Source organism: Viridibacillus sp. FSL H8-0110 (assembly GCF_038003565.1).
In the GTDB taxonomy this organism is placed as follows: domain Bacteria; phylum Bacillota; class Bacilli; order Bacillales_A; family Planococcaceae; genus Viridibacillus; species Viridibacillus arenosi.
Window position 1 is genome coordinate 874,278 of record NZ_JBBOPJ010000001.1, and the last position, 19,491, is coordinate 893,768.

General features: G+C 36.2%; 18 protein-coding genes and 3 riboswitches. Of the genes, 14 read left to right on the top strand and 4 right to left on the bottom strand.

The genetic code is table 11. From position 1 onward, the window contains the following. Positions 1 to 355: 355 nt before the first annotated feature. The 10 genes from cytX (at position 356) to MHH98_RS04460 (ending at position 9,680) form a co-directional block, all read left to right on the top strand. Positions 356 to 1,579: a putative hydroxymethylpyrimidine transporter CytX gene (gene cytX / locus MHH98_RS04415; protein ID WP_038188129.1), complete on the top strand. Its 1,224-nt coding sequence runs from the start codon at positions 356 to 358 to the stop codon at positions 1,577 to 1,579. Between the two features lie 19 nt (positions 1,580 to 1,598). Beyond that, the gene (gene thiD / locus MHH98_RS04420) at positions 1,599 to 2,456 is read left to right on the top strand and encodes a bifunctional hydroxymethylpyrimidine kinase/phosphomethylpyrimidine kinase (protein ID WP_340712251.1); all 858 of its coding nucleotides are present in this window, start codon (positions 1,599 to 1,601) and stop codon (positions 2,454 to 2,456) included. 96 nt (positions 2,457 to 2,552) lie between these two features. Further along, positions 2,553 to 2,735 (top strand): YjfB family protein, encoded by a 183-nt coding sequence (locus tag MHH98_RS04425; RefSeq protein ID WP_038188115.1) that lies wholly within the window; start codon positions 2,553 to 2,555, stop codon positions 2,733 to 2,735. Positions 2,736 to 2,907: 172 nt separating this feature from the next. Beyond that, positions 2,908 to 3,330, top strand: coding sequence for a VOC family protein (locus MHH98_RS04430; protein ID WP_038188112.1), 423 nt, complete (start codon positions 2,908 to 2,910; stop codon positions 3,328 to 3,330). 398 nt (positions 3,331 to 3,728) lie between these two features. Next, positions 3,729 to 3,919: riboswitch (cobalamin riboswitch) on the top strand. A 255-nt stretch (positions 3,920 to 4,174) separates the two neighbouring features. Further along, on the top strand, positions 4,175 to 4,405 hold the full coding sequence (locus tag MHH98_RS04435; protein WP_038188098.1) for a hypothetical protein: 231 nt from the start codon (positions 4,175 to 4,177) through the stop codon (positions 4,403 to 4,405). Between the two features lie 136 nt (positions 4,406 to 4,541). Beyond that, a riboswitch (cobalamin riboswitch) is annotated at positions 4,542 to 4,731 on the top strand. Positions 4,732 to 4,936: 205 nt separating this feature from the next. Continuing rightward, complete coding sequence (gene metE, locus MHH98_RS04440; protein WP_340712252.1) at positions 4,937 to 7,225, top strand: 5-methyltetrahydropteroyltriglutamate--homocysteine S-methyltransferase; 2,289 nt, start codon at positions 4,937 to 4,939, stop codon at positions 7,223 to 7,225. Between the two features lie 392 nt (positions 7,226 to 7,617). Then, a complete protein-coding gene (locus tag MHH98_RS04445; protein ID WP_038188093.1) occupies positions 7,618 to 7,929 on the top strand; it encodes a hypothetical protein in 312 nt (103 codons plus the stop codon). 51 nt (positions 7,930 to 7,980) lie between these two features. Continuing rightward, positions 7,981 to 8,454: an RNA deprotection pyrophosphohydrolase gene (ytkD, locus tag MHH98_RS04450; RefSeq protein ID WP_038188085.1), complete on the top strand. Its 474-nt coding sequence runs from the start codon at positions 7,981 to 7,983 to the stop codon at positions 8,452 to 8,454. Further along, a complete protein-coding gene (locus tag MHH98_RS04455) occupies positions 8,432 to 9,217 on the top strand; it encodes an alpha/beta hydrolase family protein (protein ID WP_076064954.1) in 786 nt (261 codons plus the stop codon). The genes ytkD and MHH98_RS04455 overlap by 23 nt, the downstream gene beginning before the upstream one ends. A gap of 4 nt (positions 9,218 to 9,221) precedes the next feature. After that, the gene (locus MHH98_RS04460) at positions 9,222 to 9,680 is read left to right on the top strand and encodes a hypothetical protein (protein ID WP_038188080.1); all 459 of its coding nucleotides are present in this window, start codon (positions 9,222 to 9,224) and stop codon (positions 9,678 to 9,680) included. A 148-nt stretch (positions 9,681 to 9,828) separates the two neighbouring features. Here MHH98_RS04460 and pckA read toward each other — a convergent pair whose 3' ends face one another. Then, the gene (gene pckA, locus MHH98_RS04465) at positions 9,829 to 11,415 is read right to left on the bottom strand and encodes a phosphoenolpyruvate carboxykinase (ATP) (protein ID WP_038188414.1); all 1,587 of its coding nucleotides are present in this window, start codon (positions 11,413 to 11,415) and stop codon (positions 9,829 to 9,831) included. A 202-nt stretch (positions 11,416 to 11,617) separates the two neighbouring features. Beyond that, positions 11,618 to 11,736: riboswitch (SAM riboswitch) on the top strand. A gap of 263 nt (positions 11,737 to 11,999) precedes the next feature. Between pckA and metK the strand changes: the two genes are divergently transcribed. Continuing rightward, positions 12,000 to 13,196, top strand: a complete 1,197-nt coding sequence (gene metK / locus MHH98_RS04470) for a methionine adenosyltransferase (protein WP_038188077.1) — start codon at positions 12,000 to 12,002, stop codon at positions 13,194 to 13,196. Positions 13,197 to 13,368: 172 nt separating this feature from the next. Here metK and MHH98_RS04475 read toward each other — a convergent pair whose 3' ends face one another. Then, on the bottom strand, positions 13,369 to 13,881 hold the full coding sequence (locus tag MHH98_RS04475) for a gamma carbonic anhydrase (protein ID WP_038188074.1): 513 nt from the start codon (positions 13,879 to 13,881) through the stop codon (positions 13,369 to 13,371). A gap of 121 nt (positions 13,882 to 14,002) precedes the next feature. Between MHH98_RS04475 and MHH98_RS04480 the strand changes: the two genes are divergently transcribed. The 3 genes from MHH98_RS04480 (at position 14,003) to MHH98_RS04490 (ending at position 17,697) form a co-directional block, all read left to right on the top strand. Beyond that, the gene (locus tag MHH98_RS04480; RefSeq protein ID WP_038188071.1) at positions 14,003 to 14,800 is read left to right on the top strand and encodes an alpha/beta hydrolase; all 798 of its coding nucleotides are present in this window, start codon (positions 14,003 to 14,005) and stop codon (positions 14,798 to 14,800) included. 209 nt (positions 14,801 to 15,009) lie between these two features. Then, entirely contained in the window at positions 15,010 to 16,464 is a 1,455-nt protein-coding gene (locus tag MHH98_RS04485; protein ID WP_038188068.1) for an alanine/glycine:cation symporter family protein, read from the top strand. A gap of 231 nt (positions 16,465 to 16,695) precedes the next feature. Then, complete coding sequence (locus MHH98_RS04490; protein ID WP_038188064.1) at positions 16,696 to 17,697, top strand: LLM class flavin-dependent oxidoreductase; 1,002 nt, start codon at positions 16,696 to 16,698, stop codon at positions 17,695 to 17,697. A 46-nt stretch (positions 17,698 to 17,743) separates the two neighbouring features. Here MHH98_RS04490 and MHH98_RS04495 read toward each other — a convergent pair whose 3' ends face one another. Both MHH98_RS04495 and MHH98_RS04500 read right to left on the bottom strand, forming a co-directional pair. Then, complete coding sequence (locus tag MHH98_RS04495; protein ID WP_412104694.1) at positions 17,744 to 18,319, bottom strand: isoprenylcysteine carboxyl methyltransferase family protein; 576 nt, start codon at positions 18,317 to 18,319, stop codon at positions 17,744 to 17,746. After that, positions 18,288 to 19,355 carry a type III polyketide synthase gene (locus tag MHH98_RS04500; RefSeq protein WP_038188059.1) on the bottom strand — a complete coding sequence of 356 codons (1,068 nt, stop codon included), beginning with the start codon at positions 19,353 to 19,355 and terminating at the stop codon, positions 18,288 to 18,290. Before MHH98_RS04500 ends, MHH98_RS04495 begins: the two co-directional genes overlap by 32 nt. Between the last annotated feature and the right edge of the window lie 136 nt (positions 19,356 to 19,491).

The following is a 19,491-nucleotide window of genomic DNA, read 5'->3' on the forward strand; positions in this document are numbered from 1 at the left end:
CTAGCGAACATCTTGAGACCTCGTAGGAGCGTTAGTGACGAGGAGGCTCAAGGTCCGTCCCCAGGAAAGCATCCGCCGGAATGGAAATTAACGGGATCGAAGAAAAAGCCATGTCAGAAACGATTAATCGTTTCCGCCATGGCTAAAATTCATTTTACGGACTTTTTCAGTGCCCTCCGAAATGATGGGAGCTAATTCGTACTTTTATTAATGTTAGGAGAAGTCATTTTTCTTTTCACAAAGAAGTAAACTGACCTTATCATTTTATCCAATATTGGTCCTTTTAATATAATCAAATATTAAGGTACAATAGCGAATAATTCTGAAAATATTTGTGAAAAGAATAGAGGCTAACATGAATAATACATATAATACAACGACCATTAGCCAATTCTTTCTTTGGGTTGGAGCTTCTGTATCGATTGCAGAAATTGTTACAGGCTCACTATTAGCCCCACTAGGTTTAACGAAAGGGATTCAGGCAATTATTCTGGGTCATGTAATCGGGGCAACTATATTATTTTTATCCGCGTGGATTAGTGCGAATAGTCGTGTAACAGCTTTACAAGCAACGCGTATTTCCTTTGGTACATATGGCTCTTATGGTTTAACAATTTTGAATATGCTACAACTTGTTGGCTGGGCTTCGGTAATGATTGCAACAGGTTCAATTGCATTAAATGGTATTTCTAAAGAGTTATTTGCATTTGATTTTCAAGCACTGTGGAGTATTTTAATCGGTACTATTCTTGTGATGTGGGTATTATTTGGTTTGAAGAAAATTTCAAGGCTGAATATTGTTGCAGTGACGATATTATTTGGTTTTACGATTATTTTAACTTCCGTTATTTTTGGTGGAGGAGGAGTTGGGACAGTACCCGATGCAACGATGAAATTCAGTACAGCTGTAGAGTTGAGTGCAGTTATGTCTCTTTCATGGTTACCTTTGATTGGAGACTATACACGCCATGTGAAACATCAGAAAATGGGTACAATAATGAGCGTACTAGGTTACAGTCTAGGAAGTACATTTATGTTTATCATCGGACTTGGTGGTAGTCTTTACGTTGGTTCATCTGATATTAGTGAGATTTTGATGGCGAGCGGTCTAGGTGTAGTCGCACTATTGATTGTGTTATTATCTACTGTCTTAACAACATTTTTAGATTCGTATTCTGCAGGTATTAATTTTAAAAATTTTGTTCCAAGAGCCAATGAGCGTTATGTTTCGGTTCTATTCACGGTTCTAGCAGTGGTAATTGCAATTGCCTCAAGTGTATCTGCATATGAGGACTTTTTGTATTTCATAGGTTCTGTCTTTGCACCGCTATATGGTATTTTGTTTGCTGATTATTATTTATTAAAGCGTCGACATATTGATCCACAAAAGAAATGGTCTTGGCAAAGTTCACTTCTTTGGTTAGCGGGTGTAGTAGTTTACCATGCTTCACTAAAGTATCCAATTCTTCTAGGACACACACTTTGGGTATTAGTTGGAATCTTTGCCATAAGAATAATCATGATGACAATTACAGAGAGAGTTAAAGGTACTAGTAAAGCACAATTAATAGAAAGATAAATGAAGGGATAGAATCAATATGACAGTTTCCAGAGCATTAACAATCGCAGGATCAGCAGCGCGCGGTGGAGCAGGGATTCAAGCAGATATCAAAACTTTTCAGGAGCTAGATGTGTTTGGTACATCAGCTATTACGGCTATTGTGGCAAAAAATCCTCACACAGGACAAGGGATTTTCCCGCAATCAGTTGAAGCGATTGAGGCACAAATTCACACGATTTTAGAAGATATCGGTGCAGATGCAATTAAAACAGGAATGCTTTTCACACATGAAATAATAATAAATGTGGTTAAGTGGATTCAACGATCCGGTGTGAAAAAAATTGTTGTAGACCCTGTAATGATTGGGAAAATCGGTTCCGCATTATTAAAAGAAGATGCTATGGAAGCGATGCGTACGCAACTAATTCCTCTAGCAACGATCATCACACCGAATATGCCAGAAGCTTCTTATTTACTAGACGGCATGGAGTTAAATTCTTTAGAAGATTTAAAAGTAGCGGCAAAGAAATTACACGAATTAGGACCACGATATGTACTTGTAAAAGGCGGGCGATTAGAAGGCCCTGCAATTGATGTATTATATGATGGTGAACAATTCTATTTGTTGGAGGCGCCACGATTCGATACAATCCATACAAATGGTGCGGGCTGTACATACTCCGCAGCAATCACAGCGGGTTTAGCAAAAGGTCAAGCTGTACCAGAAGCTGTTATTGAGGCGAAAAAATTCATCTCAGCAGGCATCCGCCATTCATTTGGTTTTAAACAAGGTGTAGGTCCTACTTATCATGCGGCTTATGGCAAATATGGTGAAACGGACTGCACGGTTACAATTGAAAGTTCAGAGCTTTCTACGAATTACGATGAAAGATAGTTCCCTTGGATATGTAAATATTACAATGGATTTTTTGCATGCATTTAATAATATCTTGGAATTTCCGATACTATTAAAGATAAGGGAGTGATACTAATGGATATTAACTCTATGATGTCAATGGATCTTGCACAGCTTCAACAAACCGTACAAATGAGCGTTTTGCAAAATTCGATGAATATGCAAGCGACAGCAGCTGTACAGCTATTAGAAGCAATGCCAGAGCCTGCTCAAGCGGCGCACCCTTATAAAGGGGCAACTATTGACGTCCAAGTCTGATTTGCTTAAGCCGCGTACTTCAACTTTGTGGTACGTGGTTTTTTTTATTGGGTTGAAAAAATTCTAATTACGAGTTATATAACTGAAAAATTTGACTACTATATGTTGGAAATATAAAATTAGAATGTAATTATGTTTGAAACAATATGAAGTGAAAAGAGGAGTGTGCTAAATGGCTATTAATGTGTATCTTAATTTTAATGGAAATTGTCGCGAAGCAGCGGAGTTTTATGCAGAGGTTTTTAACACAGAGAAACCAGAAATTATGACTTTTGGTGATTCGCCACAAAATCCTGAATATACTTTACCAGAGGAAGCAAAAGATTTAGTCATGCATACTCGACTAAACATACTTGGAAGTAATGTTATGTTTTCGGATGTTTTCCCTGGTTCTCCTTTTATATTAGGGAATAATGTTAGCTTAGCCGCTGTTAGTGACAATGAAGAAGAACTTAAATCTGCTTTTGAAGCACTAAAAGTTGGCGGTAAAGTTGGTATGGAGCTACAAGAAACATTTTGGAGCAAATGCTATGGAAGTTTAAAGGATAAGTTTGGTATCGAATGGCAATTTAGCCATGAGGGTGAAGAAGCTTAATATATTGGTATTAGATAAAACTTTTTGCAGTACTGTCCAGGCCTTAATAAGATGAATAAAAGAACATTGTATAAACAACAGCAACTGTTTGAATTTTAGAACAGTTGCTTGCTCTTTATAAAATATATTTTGGCACATTAATATGGTTTATCTAAATAATATCAAATTTTTTTGAAATAGTAGTTGAAAATAGAACCCCTCCATTTTAAACACCCCATTGAATAAATCATTTATATCTATAATAAGAAGCATACACTTTGCTATTAGTATACAGAAATACTAATATTCTATCGAAAATTCAATCAATAATTTATATTCAACATAAATCCTTTTTTAAATTACATGTAAATAATATTATGAATATTTGTATTACATTATGGTAAGATGGTGATACAACTGAATAATGTGTAGAATTGGGTGCACTATTTTCAATAGATAGCTGCTTAAAAGGGAAATCGGTTAGAATCCGATGCTGTCCCGCAACTGTATGTAGGAGCAAACTTTTAGATCCACTGTTAGAACTGTAATGGGAAGGGAAAAGTGAGCGATGATGACAAGCCAGGAGACCTGCCTAGTTTAGTACACACCAAAAACCTACGTGGATAGGAGGTGTTATGTGATAATGAATAGAAACCCTATTTATATGATCACTGTACGACAGCGTATTAGAGAAAGCGTTTGGACTAATGAGGATTTAGAAGCGATTAAAACTTCTGTTTCTCTGTTTAGAAACGTTTATTCTAGTATGTATTGTCGAAACAGGGAACATATTAATTAATCATAAAAACATCTTTTATTAATTGATAAAAGATGTTTTTTTATTGAACAGATAAGGGGAATATGAATGAATATTGAAGAGTTTAAATTACAGTTAAAATCGAGGGTGATGCTCTCACAAGTAACAGATACAGTTTGTACTTTATTACAGGCGAAGAACGTGATTGAAAGCTCCATTGAAAATTGTGAAATTGAAAATATTGAAGAAGAATTAGGAAAGCTAGAAAAGGCTTATACAAGTGTATATAACGAACTTGTATATTACCCACATGATTTGATTGAAGCTAGTATTGATTAAAAGATGAAAGTGTAACTAATAATTATACTAAAAAAACTGTATTTAACGGTTTGGTAATCATATAAAATATAATTATTTTTATATTTAGAATATACTGAACAATTTATGGTTTGTGTGTTATAGTAAGTGAACAATTGAATATCGTGTAGGCTAAGGTGCGCTATCTTAAATAGATAGTCGCTTAAAAGGGAAATCGGTTAGAATCCGATGCTGTCCCGCAACTGTATGTTGGAGCAAACTTTAAAATCCACTGTTAGATTTGTGATGGGAAGGAAAAGTAAGCGATGATGACAAGCCAGGAGACCTGCCTTAGTTTAGTACACACCAAAAAACCTACGCGGATAGGAGGTGTTAGAGAGATTTTTTCAAGGATTATTATATCCTAGTACGATAAGCGAATTTGAAAGGGAATAGTGTGTCATTTTTTATTATTCCTGATTTTTTTCGATATTTACTATATTAAAAATCATCAACCACCTTTTAATGTTTTTCATTAATTGGTGGTTTTTTATTGAATTGGAGGATTGAAAGATGAAAAGTACAGTTATTGGATATCCATATATCGGGCCTAATCGTGAATGGAAAAAAACTATCGAAGCTTTTTGGTCAAAAGAAATAAGTGAACAACAATTCGAAGCTCAGATGAAAGAGTATAGATTAGCAAATATTCAAGTTCAGCTAGATGCAAAGATTGACTTAGTAACCGTAGGTGATTTTACATACTACGATCGTATGTTAGATTTAGCAGCAATGTTTGGAATTATTCCTGCACGTTATAAATGGAATTCAGATTTAGTATCTCTAGAAACTTACTACGCTATGGCACGTGGAAATCAATCTGCTTCTGCAAGTGAAATGACAAAGTGGTTTAATACGAACTATCACTATATTGTACCTGAGTATGAAGGACAAACTTTAAAATTATTGAACAATAAACCATTACGCTATTATTTAGAAGCGAAGGAAAACTTTAATACAGAGCTAAAGCCTACAATTATAGGCCCAGGGACATTTTATTTTTTAACAAAAGAAGTTGCAACGCTGAATAAGCCGTCATATTTACTTCAGTTAATCAAAGTCTATAGTCAACTATTGAGTGAACTTTCTGCAGCAGGTGCAAAATGGATTCAAATAGAAGAACCGATTCTATCAACTTCTTTATCTAAGGATGATATGGAACTAATCTCAGAAATATATGAACAACTAAACACTGTAAATTACTCTAGTAAATTGCTGCTGCAAACATATTTCGAGTCAGTAGAATGGTATGAAGAATTGATTAAATTACCTGTAGAAGGCATCGGGCTAGACTTTGTACATGGTCTAGAAGAGAATATTTCTAATATCAAAAAAATTGGATTTCCAAAAGATAAGGTTCTAGCAGCGGGAATTATTAATGGTCGTGACATTTGGATTACTCCTTTACAACAATCATCTGAAATGCTAATTGAATTAGAAAGTTTAGTTTCCCCTAATCATCTGTGGATTCAGCCATCATGTAGCCTAATGCATGTGCCAGTAAGTCTAACAGCAGAAACGAAATTATCAAAAGAGTTATATGAAAACTTAGCATTTGCTAATGAAAAGTTACAAGAGTTGGCTATTTTGAAAAACGCTTTGACAAATAATCGTGATGCGGATCAAGAGGCCTTCGAACAAAACAGATTAACTAGAGAATTGCTAAATAGCAGCTCAGTACGTCAACAAGGAGAAGTCCAGAAGAATATTAAAAGGTTGAGTGAAATTCAAATAACTCGTCAATCATCATATGCTATTCGAAAAGATCGTCAGCAAAAGATTTTACAATTACCAGACTTTCCGACAACAACAATTGGTAGCTTTCCGCAAACAGCTGAAGTGAAGCGCAATCGTTCACAGTTGAAAAAAGGACTAATTGATAAGGAACAACATGATGATTTCATAAAAAAAGAAATAAATAAATGGATTACGTACCAAGAAGAACTAGAACTTGATGTTTTAGTTCATGGTGAATTTGAAAGAACAGATATGGTTGAATACTTTGGAGAAAAGCTTGTTGGATTTGCATTTACAGAAAAAGCATGGGTCGTTTCATATGGATCACGTTGCGTTAAACCACCAATTATTTATGGAGATGTTAAGTGGGAAAAACCAATGACGCTCGATGAAACAGTGTACGCACAATCGTTAACAACTAAACCTGTTAAAGGTATGTTGACAGGGCCAATTACGATTTTAAATTGGTCATTTGTTCGTGATGATGTTCCACGTAGTATTGTAGCTCAACAAATTGCCTTGGCACTACGTCAGGAAATTGAAGCATTAGAGACTGCTGGTATTCGTATTATTCAAGTCGACGAACCTGCACTTAGAGAGGGTTTACCATTAAAGTCCTCAAAACATGATGCTTATTTGGACTGGTCAGTGGATGCCTTTAAATTAGCTACATCAGGAGTTGAAGATGAGACGCAAATTCATACGCATATGTGCTATTGTGAATTTAATGATTTTATTGAACCAATCCATGCGCTTGATGCGGATGTTATTTCAATTGAAACATCGAAAAGTCACGGTGAAATTATTGGGGCTTTCAAAAATGCAACATATACAAATAGTATTGGTTTAGGTGTGTACGATATTCATAGTCCAAGAATTCCTGAAATAGATGAAATGGTTGCTGTAGTAGATGACAGTCTTGAAGTTATCTCACCAGAACAGTGCTGGATTAATCCGGATTGTGGTTTAAAAACACGAAAAACCGATGAAACTTTAGCAGCGCTTGAGATAATGGTAAAAACCGCTCAATTGTTAAGAAAACGAAGTGTACAACGTGTAAACTAAAAAAGTATCATACAAGCCTATAATCCAATTAAAATTGAATTTTGTTATAACATTGATTATTAAAAAATAAAATTGATATAAGTTACTTTAGAAAGAAAATCAAAATTTTGAATCCGCCTTTACTTAAAGATTAGTAGAGGTGGATTTTTAGGTGCTATTCATATTATTTTATCAGTGAAGAGCGTTAAGGATATTCGATGAAACAAAGTTAACCGAGGTGCTATTGATAAAAGGGTAGAAGTTACCAAGGTCATTTAAAAGGTTATTGAATGAATAAATTTAAGTGAAAAGGTATCTTCTATTATCAACAAGTGAATATTGCTATGTTTACTGGGGCTCAAAGTATAATTGATTTAGATTAGGTTATCCTATATAAAAAAAAGGATGATATGATGAATAAACCCATTACACTTTACGTTTCGATTGCAAATCAGCGTTACTATACTTCTCCTGACGAATCACCATGGGAATTTAAACTTCAGATTGAACCACAGTATATAAAAGTTTTTGACCAACTATTTAATCAAGCGGAATATTTTGATGGGAAGAGTATATGGAGAGCTCAATTACCTTACATTCCATACCATTTAGATCAGGAAAACGATGAAGTTGATCTACGTTTAAAGAAACTATATGCACTTGTTCATGAATTTGGTGATACTGAAACGAAGCAATTAATTGAGCAAATGCCGTATTATAGTTGATTGAAAAACATACCTTCGTTACACTTAGAGCAATAGGGAGTGATCGAAGGTATGTTTACATTTACAGATTTAAACGGCAATGGTGTTGAATTATCTTTTAAAAAAAATGCTTTTAAAATAGCGCCTAAGCATGTATTAGTCTTGGCTAAATATCATAAACAGTGGTTATTAACGGATCATCCAAACCGTGGCCTTGAATTTCCAGGTGGCAAAGTAGAAGGAGACGAAACGTTAGAACAAGCTGCTGAAAGGGAAGTATATGAAGAAACAGGTGCTATCATTCATGAAATAGAATGGTTAGCAACATACTATGTTCATGATGATCGTCCATTTAGTAAAGCAGTATATGTGGCAAATGTATTGAAAATCGATGACATTCAGCAAAAATTTGAAACGAATGGAGCTGTACTGCTATCGGATGAAGAGTTACATAATTGTGATCGACTAAGCTTCTACATGAAAGATGCAGGGATGAAAAAAATGTTGGAGAAGGTGAGTGAACGTGAAGATAAATGGCTTCGTTGAAAGTAGTCGTAGTTATCCGTCTCCAAATCCACAAGTTCGTCTAACTGAAATTACATATTGGTCTGAAGGTTTGCGAGTGAAAGGATTACTTGCAGAGCCCGTAGCAAAGGGTATTTATGAAGGACTACTTTATCTAAGGGGCGGTATGCAGGGTATTGGAATGGTGCGACCTGCTCGTATTGCGCAATTTGCATCGCAAGGATTAGTTGTTTTTGCGCCGTATTACCGAGGAAATCGTGGGGGAGAAGGGCGAGATGAATTTGGTGGAAATGACCGTTATGATGCAGTGAATGGTGTCGATGTATTAAAACAATTTTGTCGTTCACATCGTATTCATATTTTCGCATTTTCTAGAGGTGGTTTGATGGCGCTTTGGACTGGAATTTTGCGAAATGATATTACCTCGATTGTGACTTGGGCAGGCGTTTCTAATCCTAAATTTACTTATGAAGAACGTATAGATATGCGTAGAATGATGAAAAGGGTAATAGGCGGATCACCTACTAAGATGCCTGAGGCTTATGAAGAACGTTCACCAATTGCGAAGATAAAGCAATTAAATGCACCAATATTAATTATTCATGGTAAAAAAGATGAAAACGTTGGAATGCATCATGCATTATTGCTTGAAGAAAGCTTAAAGGCATTTAATAAGCATGTTGAAACATGGTATTATAATGACTTTACACATTTTTTCCCTAGTGCAGTCAATCACAAAATAGTTAAGAGCGCATGTAATTGGATGAAACTCCAAAAGGGGTGAACTAATGCTAGGTTATGTAAAAATAACAGTCGACCCGGAAAAATTGAAAGTGGGAGCAAGTTTTGAGGAAACATATCTATTTTGGCAAATTCTTTGCGATGTATTTGTAAAAGAGTGTGTAGAAGTAGAGATTCAAAGTTGGCAAGAAGAAAATGGTGTCATTGAAGAGTTGGAAAAAATATCGGATGTCTCTAAAGATGAAGGTCTAATAAAAATTCAAAGAATTCCTCTAACAGATGCTAATCGTGCATTTTTTAATAATCATGCTGCTAATAAAGAGGGGAAATTAAAATGGTTCTCTATGCGCTTTTACGATGAAAATGGGAAAGGCAGAATAGAGGTTAGGGATTATGGCTTTGAGGTACGCTTTAATAAGGTCACAGGAGCACAATCTGAAGAAGTGATACAACAATTTTCTAATCCTCATACAGAGGCGGTATTTTATGATGATGATGTTGAATAAGTTGATTGGAGCGTAGCGACGAAGCAGCTTTGAGCCCGCCCGAGGAAAGCGTCCACCGTAGTGGAAATCAACGGTCTTAACAATTTGTATATATTGTAAAATAAAAAGACCACTCAGAGAGTGGTCTTTTCTAATTTGTTCGATTGATTTAAGCGATAGGACCGCCGTTTTTCACGATATCTTCTGAAACAACACCGAATTTTTTGAAGTTTTCGCGGAACATGTTAGCAAGTGCAGAAGCTTTTTGATCATAAGCTTCTTTATCTTCCCAAGCGTTACGTGGATTTAATACTTCAGTTGGGACACCTTCAATTGCTACAGGCATTTCTAAACCGAAGATAGCATCTTTTTCAGTAAAGACGTTATTTAGTTTACCATCGATTGCAGCGCGAACCATTGTACGAGTGTAAGAAAGTTTCATACGGTTACCAACACCGTACTCGCCACCAGTCCAACCAGTGTTTACTAAGAAAACGTTTACTTCGTGTTCGTCGATTTTGTTACCTAACATCTCAGCATAAACTGTTGCTGGAAGTGGTAGGAATGGAGAACCGAAGCATGTTGAGAATACTGGTTCAGGTGAAGTAACACCACGTTCAGTACCTGCTAGTTTAGATGTGAAACCACTTAAGAAGTGATACATTGCTTGTTCTTTTGATAACTTACTGATTGGAGGCAATACACCAAAAGCATCTGCAGTTAAGAAGATGATTGTTTTAGGATGGCCTGCAACAGATGGATCAACAATATTTTCGATATTTTGGATTGGGTAAGCAACACGAGTATTTTCTGTTAGCGAAACATCATCATAGTTAGGTATGCGTGTTTCCTCATCCACTACTACGTTTTCTAATACAGTACCAAAACTAATTGCATTGTAAATTTCAGGTTCTTTCTCTTTAGAAAGGTTGATAGTTTTAGCGTAGCAACCGCCTTCGATATTGAATACACCGTTGTCAGACCAACCATGTTCATCATCACCGATTAGTTTACGATCTGCATCTGCAGATAACGTTGTTTTACCAGTTCCAGATAATCCGAAGAACAATGCTACATCGCCTGCTTCACCAACGTTTGCTGAACAGTGCATTGAAAGAATACCTTGTTGTGGTAATAAGTAATTCATGATACCGAAAATTGATTTTTTCATTTCTCCTGCGTATTCAGTTCCACCAATTAGGATGATACGTTTTTCAAGCGAAACGATAATGAAAGTTTCTGAGTCAGTACCGTCTACTGCTGGATCCGCTTTGAAAGTTGGAGCAGAAACGATTGTGAAGTCAGCTTCATGAGTTTCTAACTCCTCTTCAGTAGGACGAATGAATAATTGGTGTGCAAATAAGTTATGCCAAGCGTATTCATTTACTACACGAATAGCTAAACGAGATGATGGGTCTGCACCTGCAAAACCTTTAAATACAAACAATTCTTCTTTTTCTTTTAAGTAGTTTACTACTTTAGTGTATAATGAGTCGAAGATATCTGACGAAATTGGTCTGTTTACTTTACCCCAATCAATTTTGTCTTTCGAACTATCTTCTTCAACCATATATTTATCTTTAGGAGAACGACCTGTATATTTTCCTGTGACTGCCCTTACAGCACCATCAACAGTTAGGATTGCCTCACCGCGTGAAGTAGCTTTTTCTGTTAATTGTGGTACTGAAAGTTGTTCCAGAATATTATCACCTTTCAATAATTCCTTCAGTTCATTCGTAATTTCTACTGAATTCATCGTTTTACGTACCATCCTTTTTATATTATTCCTCGTATTAGAGGGGATTTATAATTCATTTCGGAAATTAGTATAACACATTTAGTTAAATAATCTATACTAATTACCATTTAATTTTCATGAAAGTTGTACTTTTTTTTAGAAATAAAAAAGGTGTTGACAACTAAGGTATAATGTTCTAATATGAGAAATTGAACGGATACTCTTATCCCGAGCTGGTGGAGGGTCAGGCCCTATGAAACCCGGCAACCTGCATTGTGATTTTATGTGATGCGCTGGTGCTCAATCTGATGCAAGGATTTGATCCTTGAACGATAAGAGTGAAAGGTGCTTATGAATTATTCCCTTCCACTCATTAGTAATAATGGGGGGAAGGGTTTTTTTATTTAAAATAGACCAATTCCTAAATTTTTTATAAGTATGTGTAATTTATGCGGTTCTATTTATATATAGTGGCACTTTCTAGAATCCTCGTGTTAAAGGCAGCAACGGCTTGGCGTTCAATCCTACTGGAAAGAACTAACATGGGTAATGAGTACCGTATCATTTCCGAGGCAATCTCGCAGATAATAGGAGGAAACCAAATGACAAACCGTCGACTGTTTACATCTGAGAGTGTAACAGAAGGACATCCAGATAAAATTTGTGATCAAATTTCGGATGCCATTTTAGATGAAATCGTTTCAAAAGACCCGAATGCACGTGTAGCGTGTGAAACTACAGTTACAACTGGTCTTGTATTAGTAGCAGGAGAAATTACAACATCAACTTATGTTGATATTCCTAAAATCGTTCGTGAAACGGTAATGGAAATCGGTTATACACGTGGTAAATATGGCTTTGATGGCGAAAACGTAGCTGTTTTAACAGCAATCGGTGAGCAATCAGCTGATATCGCATTGGGCGTTGACCAAGCACTTGAAGCACGCGAAGGTTCAATGACAGATGAAGATATTGAAGCAATTGGTGCAGGTGACCAAGGTTTAATGTTTGGATATGCATGTAACGAGACACCTGAGTTAATGCCTCTACCTATTAGCTTGGCACATAAATTAGCAAGACGTTTAACTGAAGTTCGTAAAACAAACGAGTTACCTTATTTACGTCCAGATGGTAAAACACAAGTAACAATCGAATATGATGAAAATAATCATCCAGTTCGTGTGGATACAATTGTTATTTCAACTCAACATGATCCAGAAGTAACGTTAGAGCAAATTAAAGAGGATTTACAAGCACGTGTAATTGCTCCAGTTGTACCTACTGAATTACTAGACGAGAAAACAAAATACTTCATCAACCCAACAGGTCGTTTTGTAATAGGTGGACCAAAAGGTGATGCAGGCTTAACGGGACGCAAAATTATCGTAGATACTTATGGTGGATATGCTCGTCATGGTGGCGGTGCTTTCTCTGGTAAGGATGCGACTAAGGTTGACCGTTCTGCAGCTTATGCAGCGCGTTATGTTGCAAAAAATATCGTAGCAGCTGAACTTGCTGAGCGTTGTGAAGTACAACTGGCTTATGCAATTGGTGTTGCACAACCGGTTTCAATTGCAATCGATACTTTCGGTACTGGTAAAGTAAAAGAAACAAATTTAGTTGAATGGGTTCGTGAATTATTTGATTTACGCCCAGCTGGAATCATTAAAATGCTTGATTTACGTCGCCCTATCTACAAACAAACAGCTGCTTATGGTCACTTCGGCCGTACAGATTTGAATGTTCCTTGGGAAGCTACAGATAAAGCTGCCGTTTTAAAAGAAAAAGCTGGACTTTAATTCAATCTGAAAAATTACAATAACATAAAATATCCCGAGTTACATGTTGATTATTAAGTAATCAATTGTAGTTCGGGATGTTTTTTATTATATTATAGAAGAAACTCATAGCAAGAGATTAAAAAAACCTGAGAATTCGTTTGAAAAACGATACTCAGGCATCTTGATTGAATTATTTTTGAAGTGATTTATAATATTGTCCTTTTTCGTAATACTCGTTGACAATACGGTCCATATCTTTTTTATCTTCCTCTGTTAACTCTCTAATAACTTTTGCAGGGCGTCCAAATGCTAATGTGTTTGGAGGAATTTTCTTACCTTGCGAAACGAGACTACCGGCACCTATAAATGCACCTTCGCCAATCTCAGCACCATCTAGGATAATTGAAGCCATTCCTACAAGAGCGCCTCTTTTTATAGTACAGCTATGTAATGTTACTTGATGTCCAATTGTCACATCGTCTTCTAAAATAAGTGGATATGCAGGACTTTGATGTAAACAACATAAATCTTGGATATTTACTTTGCGTCCGATAATCGTAGGTGAAACATCTCCGCGAATAACTGTATTGTAAAAAATAGATGAATCAGGTCCAATAGTAACATCGCCAGTGATAATTACGTTATCACCGATAAAAACGGATGGGTCAATAGATGGTTTTTTGTCTCTAAATGGATAAATCATCGAAAAACGCCTCATTTCAAGTTATTATGTATTATTATCGTAACAAAAGGAAGCTATGAATGGAACTGAAATCGTCAGAATACGTTAATATATACGTAGGAATTTATGAGGTGAGATAGTAATGTGGAAATGGGAAACGGATGGCCAAGCAAGAGCTGTCGCTGTAATTATACATAGTGCATACGAACATCATCGTCGTTATGCATGGTTAATCGAAAATTTAAGAACATCTGGTATTCATGTTATTTCAGGAGATTTACCTGGACATGGTGAAGAGAGTAGACATAAACGTGTGCATAGTGAAGAGTTTAAAAGTTACGAAACATTTGTTAAACAACTTATGCAAGCAGCTTTAACATATAACTTACCTGTATTTGTTGTGGGACATGGTTTAGGAGCTATATTAGGGATCCATGTTGTTGAAAAATTCAAATACGAATGTACAGGTATTATAATAACATCACCTTGGATGCATTTAAAACACCAACCATCAAAGTTATCAAATGCTTTAACAGGTCTAAGTAAACTGACAGGCAATCTGAAAATCAATCACGAAATCAATATTAAACACTTAACGAGAAGCTATGAATTTTATAAAGAGGAAAAAGATGATATTTACTATAATGATGTCATAACTGTCAATTGGTATCGTGAACTTCATGGTTTCATGAAGGGAATATCACAACAAACGGTATTTCCAAATATCCCGATTTTATTAATGACTGGTGGCAACGATAAAATAGCGGATGTATCGTATGGTAAAAAATGGCTTTCTCAACAAAGTTTATCAGAGTATCAGTATAAGGAATGGAAAGCCTGTTATCATGATTTGTTCCAAGAACCTGAACGCGAAGATATTTATGCTTATATGGAGAGCTTTATCTTTAATACATTAAAATCAGTTGGATACATCATTTAAATTTTGACGGAATTTTACAAAATTCCGTCTTTTTTTATTTGTAACCGATTTCAATTGTCATATAACACATAAGGGATATTCCAAACTTTATTGTTTTGATATATAATACATAACAATTGCTATTTCGATAGAATGAATTTTCCTTTATTAGAAACTGGCAATATATATTATTCATGGAATAACTTATTATGATCAATGGGGGACAATAGATGGAAGCCATTATTACCAGTGTTTATGAAATTTTATGGGGACCGTGGATGATCTACGGTATTCTACTAGTCGGATTATTATTTACTATATTAACAAAAGGTGTACAAGTCCGTTTATTGAAAGACATGTTTAAACAAATCTTCAGTGGGAAAGAATCTGAAGCAGGTGTATCATCTTTTCAAGCACTATCCATGGCACTATCTGGTCGTGTTGGGACAGGGAATATTGCAGGTACTGCTACTGCAATTGCATTTGGTGGACCGGGTGCAATTTTCTGGATGTGGGTAATAGCCTTCATCGGATCTGCAACCGCTTATGTAGAATCAACTTTAGCACAAATATATAAAGAGAAAAGAAATGGTGTTTATCGTGGTGGTCCTGCATTTTATATAGAGAAAAGTACAGGGAAGCGTTGGTTAGGAATGATTTTTGCGGTAGCAGCAGTTGTAGCAATGTCATTTTTACAACCAACTGTGCAGTCAAATGCTATTGCTGACTCGATGTATACTGCATTTGGTATAGAACACTGGATTTCAGGTTTAGTCGTTTGTGTTATTTTGGGTGCTATTATTTTAGGTGGCGTAAAACGTATAGCTTCAGTAGCTTCTTTTATCGTACCGTTTATGGCACTAGGGTATCTTCTTGTTGCAGCCATTATTATTGTTATTAATATTGAGAAGGTACCTGAAGTACTTTCTTTAATAATTCGAAGTGCGTTTGGTCTAGATTCTACTTTTGGTGGGATGATAGGTGCTGCAATAGCATGGGGAGTAAAACGTGGTGTTTATGCAAGTGAAGCTGGACAAGGTACAGGGCCTCACCCAGCTGCTGCTGCTGAAATATCTCACCCAGTAAAACAAGGTCTAGTACAGACGGCTTCTGTATACTTAGCTGTATTTTTAGTTTGTACTGCAACAGCATTTATGATTCTATTCTCAGGTATGTATAATGTCCAATTAGATGATGGTAAAGGTGAATATTTAGTTGAAAATGCCCCAGGGGTTATCGCAGGGACAGCCTATACGCAAGCAGCTGTAGATAGTGCATTCCCAGGTGCTGGGGTAGGCTCGGGCTTTGTTGCCATTGCATTATTCTTCTTTGCTTTTACAACGACAATGGCTTATTATTACATTGCTGAAACGAATATTGCTTATATGTTTGAAGGGAAGCGGCAGAAAGTCGGCATACGCATCGTGCAAATTATTATTCTTGCTACTACTTTCTATGGTGCCGTTCGAACATCGGATTTAGCTTGGGTTTTAGGTGACATTGGTCTTGGTCTAATGGTTTGGGTCAATATCATAGCACTATTGTTCTTGGTGAAACCGTCTATAATAGCATTAAAAGATTATGAAGAGCAGAAAAAGCAGGGAATCGATCCTCAATTTGATCCCGTTAAATTAGGTATTAAAAATGCTGAGTTTTGGGAACAAAGAAATAAAGAAAGAAAATAAGAGTTTAACTGATATCTGACTCGATTTGTCCGATAATGAAATTATGTATGCATATAAAAATGTCAAAGTTTTATAATATAGTAGAGCGTCTCTTAGTCTGACAACGACTTAAGAGGCGCTTTTTTAGGTTTACATACAATAAAAAGCACTAAAGGTACCTCAAATGCCCTTAGTACTTTTTATTGGTGTTATTTTATAAGATTCGGTAATCTTTAGCTAGGAGGCGATTTTTTGGACATTCGATTAAGTATATTAGACCAGTCACCCATTTCTGAAGGTTCCAATGCTGTCGAGGCATTGCGACAAACAACTGTTTTAGCGCAAAAGGCTGAAGAATGGGGATATTCAAGATTCTGGGTTTCAGAACATCATGATACAACAACTTTAGCGGGTTCATCGCCTGAAATATTAATATCTCATTTAGCGTCAGTAACTAAGAGCATTCGCATTGGATCAGGTGGTGTAATGCTACCACATTACTCAGCGTATAAAGTTGCAGAGAATTTTAAGTTATTAGAAGCCTTATACCCAGGGCGTATAGATGCAGGGATGGGAAGAGCACCAGGTGGAATGCCACGTGCAACTCATGCTTTACATGATGGGAATTTTCGTGATGTCAATCAGTTCCCTAATCAGATTGATGATTTACTTATGTATTTGCATGATGCAGTACCAGAAGGTCATCAATTCCAAGGCTTAAAAGCAACACCAGTGACCAATAGTGCTCCACCTGTTTGGATGCTTGGTTCAAGCGCTAATTCAGCATTTTTAGCTGCGGAAAAAGGATTACCATATATGTTCGCTCAATTTATTAATGGTGATGGTGGCCCATCATATGCTAAGTCATATAGAGATCGCTTTAAACCATCTCAATATTTGCAACAGCCTAAGCAAGCAGTTGCCGTCTTTGTTGTTTGTGCAGAGACTGAAGAAGTTGCTAAGCGAATTGCATCATCAAAGGAACTGACTATGCTACGTTTAGTACAAGGGAAGCCATCAGCTGGAACACCATCTATTGAAACAGCTATGAATTATCCATATACCATTTATGATTTGCAAAGTATTGAAGAATTCCGTAAAAGATTAGTAGTAGGAAATCCTCAACAAGTAAAAGAGCAGATTGAAAATTTAGCAGAAGTATACCAAGCTGAGGAAGTGATGCTTGTAACGATTGCTTATAATTTTGAAGACAAATTAAAGTCCTTTGAACTAATCGCAAAGGAAATACTATAAAAATAACCTCTACTTAGCAAATTTAGCTATGTAGAGGTTATTTATTTTAATTAGAAATTTTATCAGGTTTATTAGATGTGTGATTGCTATATTGTGAAAGTGCTTCTTCTTCTATCGGAATACGTATAAGCATCATGCCATAATTAAGTAATGTAAAAATAATAGCAGTAAAATATGCCTGGAAAATAAGTGGTATAATGGCGATTTCAAGAGCGACAATTGCGTAATTAGGATGTGGCATCCATTTATACGGCCCTTGCTTTACTAGTTTAGCTCCGGGTAAAATAATGATTTTTGTATTCCAAAAACGACCAAGTGATTGAATAGCCCAAACACGTGCAAATTGAAGAGTTATGAAGGCTATTAGTAGATATGGCCAAAGTGGGCTCAGTGTAGGTTTAAGCCATAAGTATTCAAAAAGTAGGCTGCATAAAAAGAGCGTATGCATTATCACCATGAGTGGGTAGTGTCCCTGACCAGCCTCAATAGCTCCCTGTGTTTTTTGGTAGCGCTCATTTGATCGTGCAACCATTAATTCACCTAAGCGCTGTAAACAAATTAGTATGAAGACGATAGAAAACAGCAATTCATCACTTCCATTCCAAGAGTAATAGTTCACCACTAAAACCAGGTCCTAAAGCAGCCATTAAGCCAACATCTCCTTTATTAGCATACTCTGTCATTGTTTTTTCTAATACATATAAAACAGTTGGAGAAGACATATTGCCATGATCTTGTAATACGGTTTTACTTGGTATAAGCAATTGCGAATCTATTCGTAGAGCTGTTTCATAAGCAGCCAATACTTTCTTTCCGCCCGGATGTGCTACAAAATGATTGATGTTCGAAAGCCCTATTTTGTTAGCTTTTAAAAATTCTTCTACAAAAGGGGCTAGCCAATTTTCGATAACACTAGGAATACTTTTGGCGAATATGACATGAAAGCCTGTATTTTCAACAGCCCATCCCATGACATCCTCTGAGTTCGGAAGCCATTTGGAAGCAGTAGCTTTAATAGCGGGTAGTGGCTGGCGAGATGATGCCATGACAGCATCCCCACAAACGAGCGCACAAGCGACACCATCTCCGAAAAGCGACGTGCCTATAAGGTTACTTTTAGTTAAATCATTCGCTTGGAAAGTAAGACTACAAAGCTCCACACATAGTACTAAAACTTTTGAAGCAGGGTGGGCAATACAGTAATCATTAGCCCGACTAATTCCTGCGGCACCACCTCCACAACCTAGTCCCCAAATAGGAATCCGTACAACATGTTCAGAAAAAGGGAGTTTGTTCATAATTCGAGCATCAATACTTGGTGTGGAAATGCCTGTACTAGAGATGAATACAATGGCATCAATATCCTTCGTACTCACACCTCCAGCCTTTTCTAAACAGCGCTCAATAGCAGTAACGCCAAAAGAGACAGCGTATTCAATGTATAGCCGGTTACGTTCGGCGAAATCGTGGTCTTGTTTATACCAATCAATTGGCATAGTAAGATGGCGATTAAGAATTTCACCATTTTCAAAAACACGTAAATAGCGTTCCAGTTGAGTTATTTTTTTTGAAAAAAGAGTGCGAACAAAATGTTCAGCCTGAGTTTGTACTAATGTAAAGGGTGGATTATATGTACTAACTGCATGAATTTTTGGCATACTGATTCTCCTTATAAAAATAGAATATTATCAGTATCACTATGTGCAATGGCTTTTATTCATGTATTTTTTGTAGGTAATAAGGTGGAAGGTATAAAAAAGACTTCCATCACCTTTATAAACGGTAATAGAAGTC

Coding starts and splice junctions, on each gene's coding strand:
- cytX (WP_038188129.1), top strand. CDS start 356: ATGAATAATACATATAATACAACGACCATTAGCCAATTCTTTCTTTGG.
- thiD (WP_340712251.1), top strand. CDS start 1,599: ATGACAGTTTCCAGAGCATTAACAATCGCAGGATCAGCAGCGCGCGGT.
- MHH98_RS04425 (WP_038188115.1), top strand. CDS start 2,553: ATGGATATTAACTCTATGATGTCAATGGATCTTGCACAGCTTCAACAA.
- MHH98_RS04430 (WP_038188112.1), top strand. CDS start 2,908: ATGGCTATTAATGTGTATCTTAATTTTAATGGAAATTGTCGCGAAGCA.
- MHH98_RS04435 (WP_038188098.1), top strand. CDS start 4,175: ATGAATATTGAAGAGTTTAAATTACAGTTAAAATCGAGGGTGATGCTC.
- metE (WP_340712252.1), top strand. CDS start 4,937: ATGAAAAGTACAGTTATTGGATATCCATATATCGGGCCTAATCGTGAA.
- MHH98_RS04445 (WP_038188093.1), top strand. CDS start 7,618: ATGAATAAACCCATTACACTTTACGTTTCGATTGCAAATCAGCGTTAC.
- ytkD (WP_038188085.1), top strand. CDS start 7,981: ATGTTTACATTTACAGATTTAAACGGCAATGGTGTTGAATTATCTTTT.
- MHH98_RS04460 (WP_038188080.1), top strand. CDS start 9,222: ATGCTAGGTTATGTAAAAATAACAGTCGACCCGGAAAAATTGAAAGTG.
- pckA (WP_038188414.1), bottom strand. CDS start 11,415: ATGAATTCAGTAGAAATTACGAATGAACTGAAGGAATTATTGAAAGGT.
- metK (WP_038188077.1), top strand. CDS start 12,000: ATGACAAACCGTCGACTGTTTACATCTGAGAGTGTAACAGAAGGACAT.
- MHH98_RS04475 (WP_038188074.1), bottom strand. CDS start 13,881: ATGATTTATCCATTTAGAGACAAAAAACCATCTATTGACCCATCCGTT.
- MHH98_RS04480 (WP_038188071.1), top strand. CDS start 14,003: ATGTGGAAATGGGAAACGGATGGCCAAGCAAGAGCTGTCGCTGTAATT.
- MHH98_RS04485 (WP_038188068.1), top strand. CDS start 15,010: ATGGAAGCCATTATTACCAGTGTTTATGAAATTTTATGGGGACCGTGG.
- MHH98_RS04500 (WP_038188059.1), bottom strand. CDS start 19,355: ATGCCAAAAATTCATGCAGTTAGTACATATAATCCACCCTTTACATTA.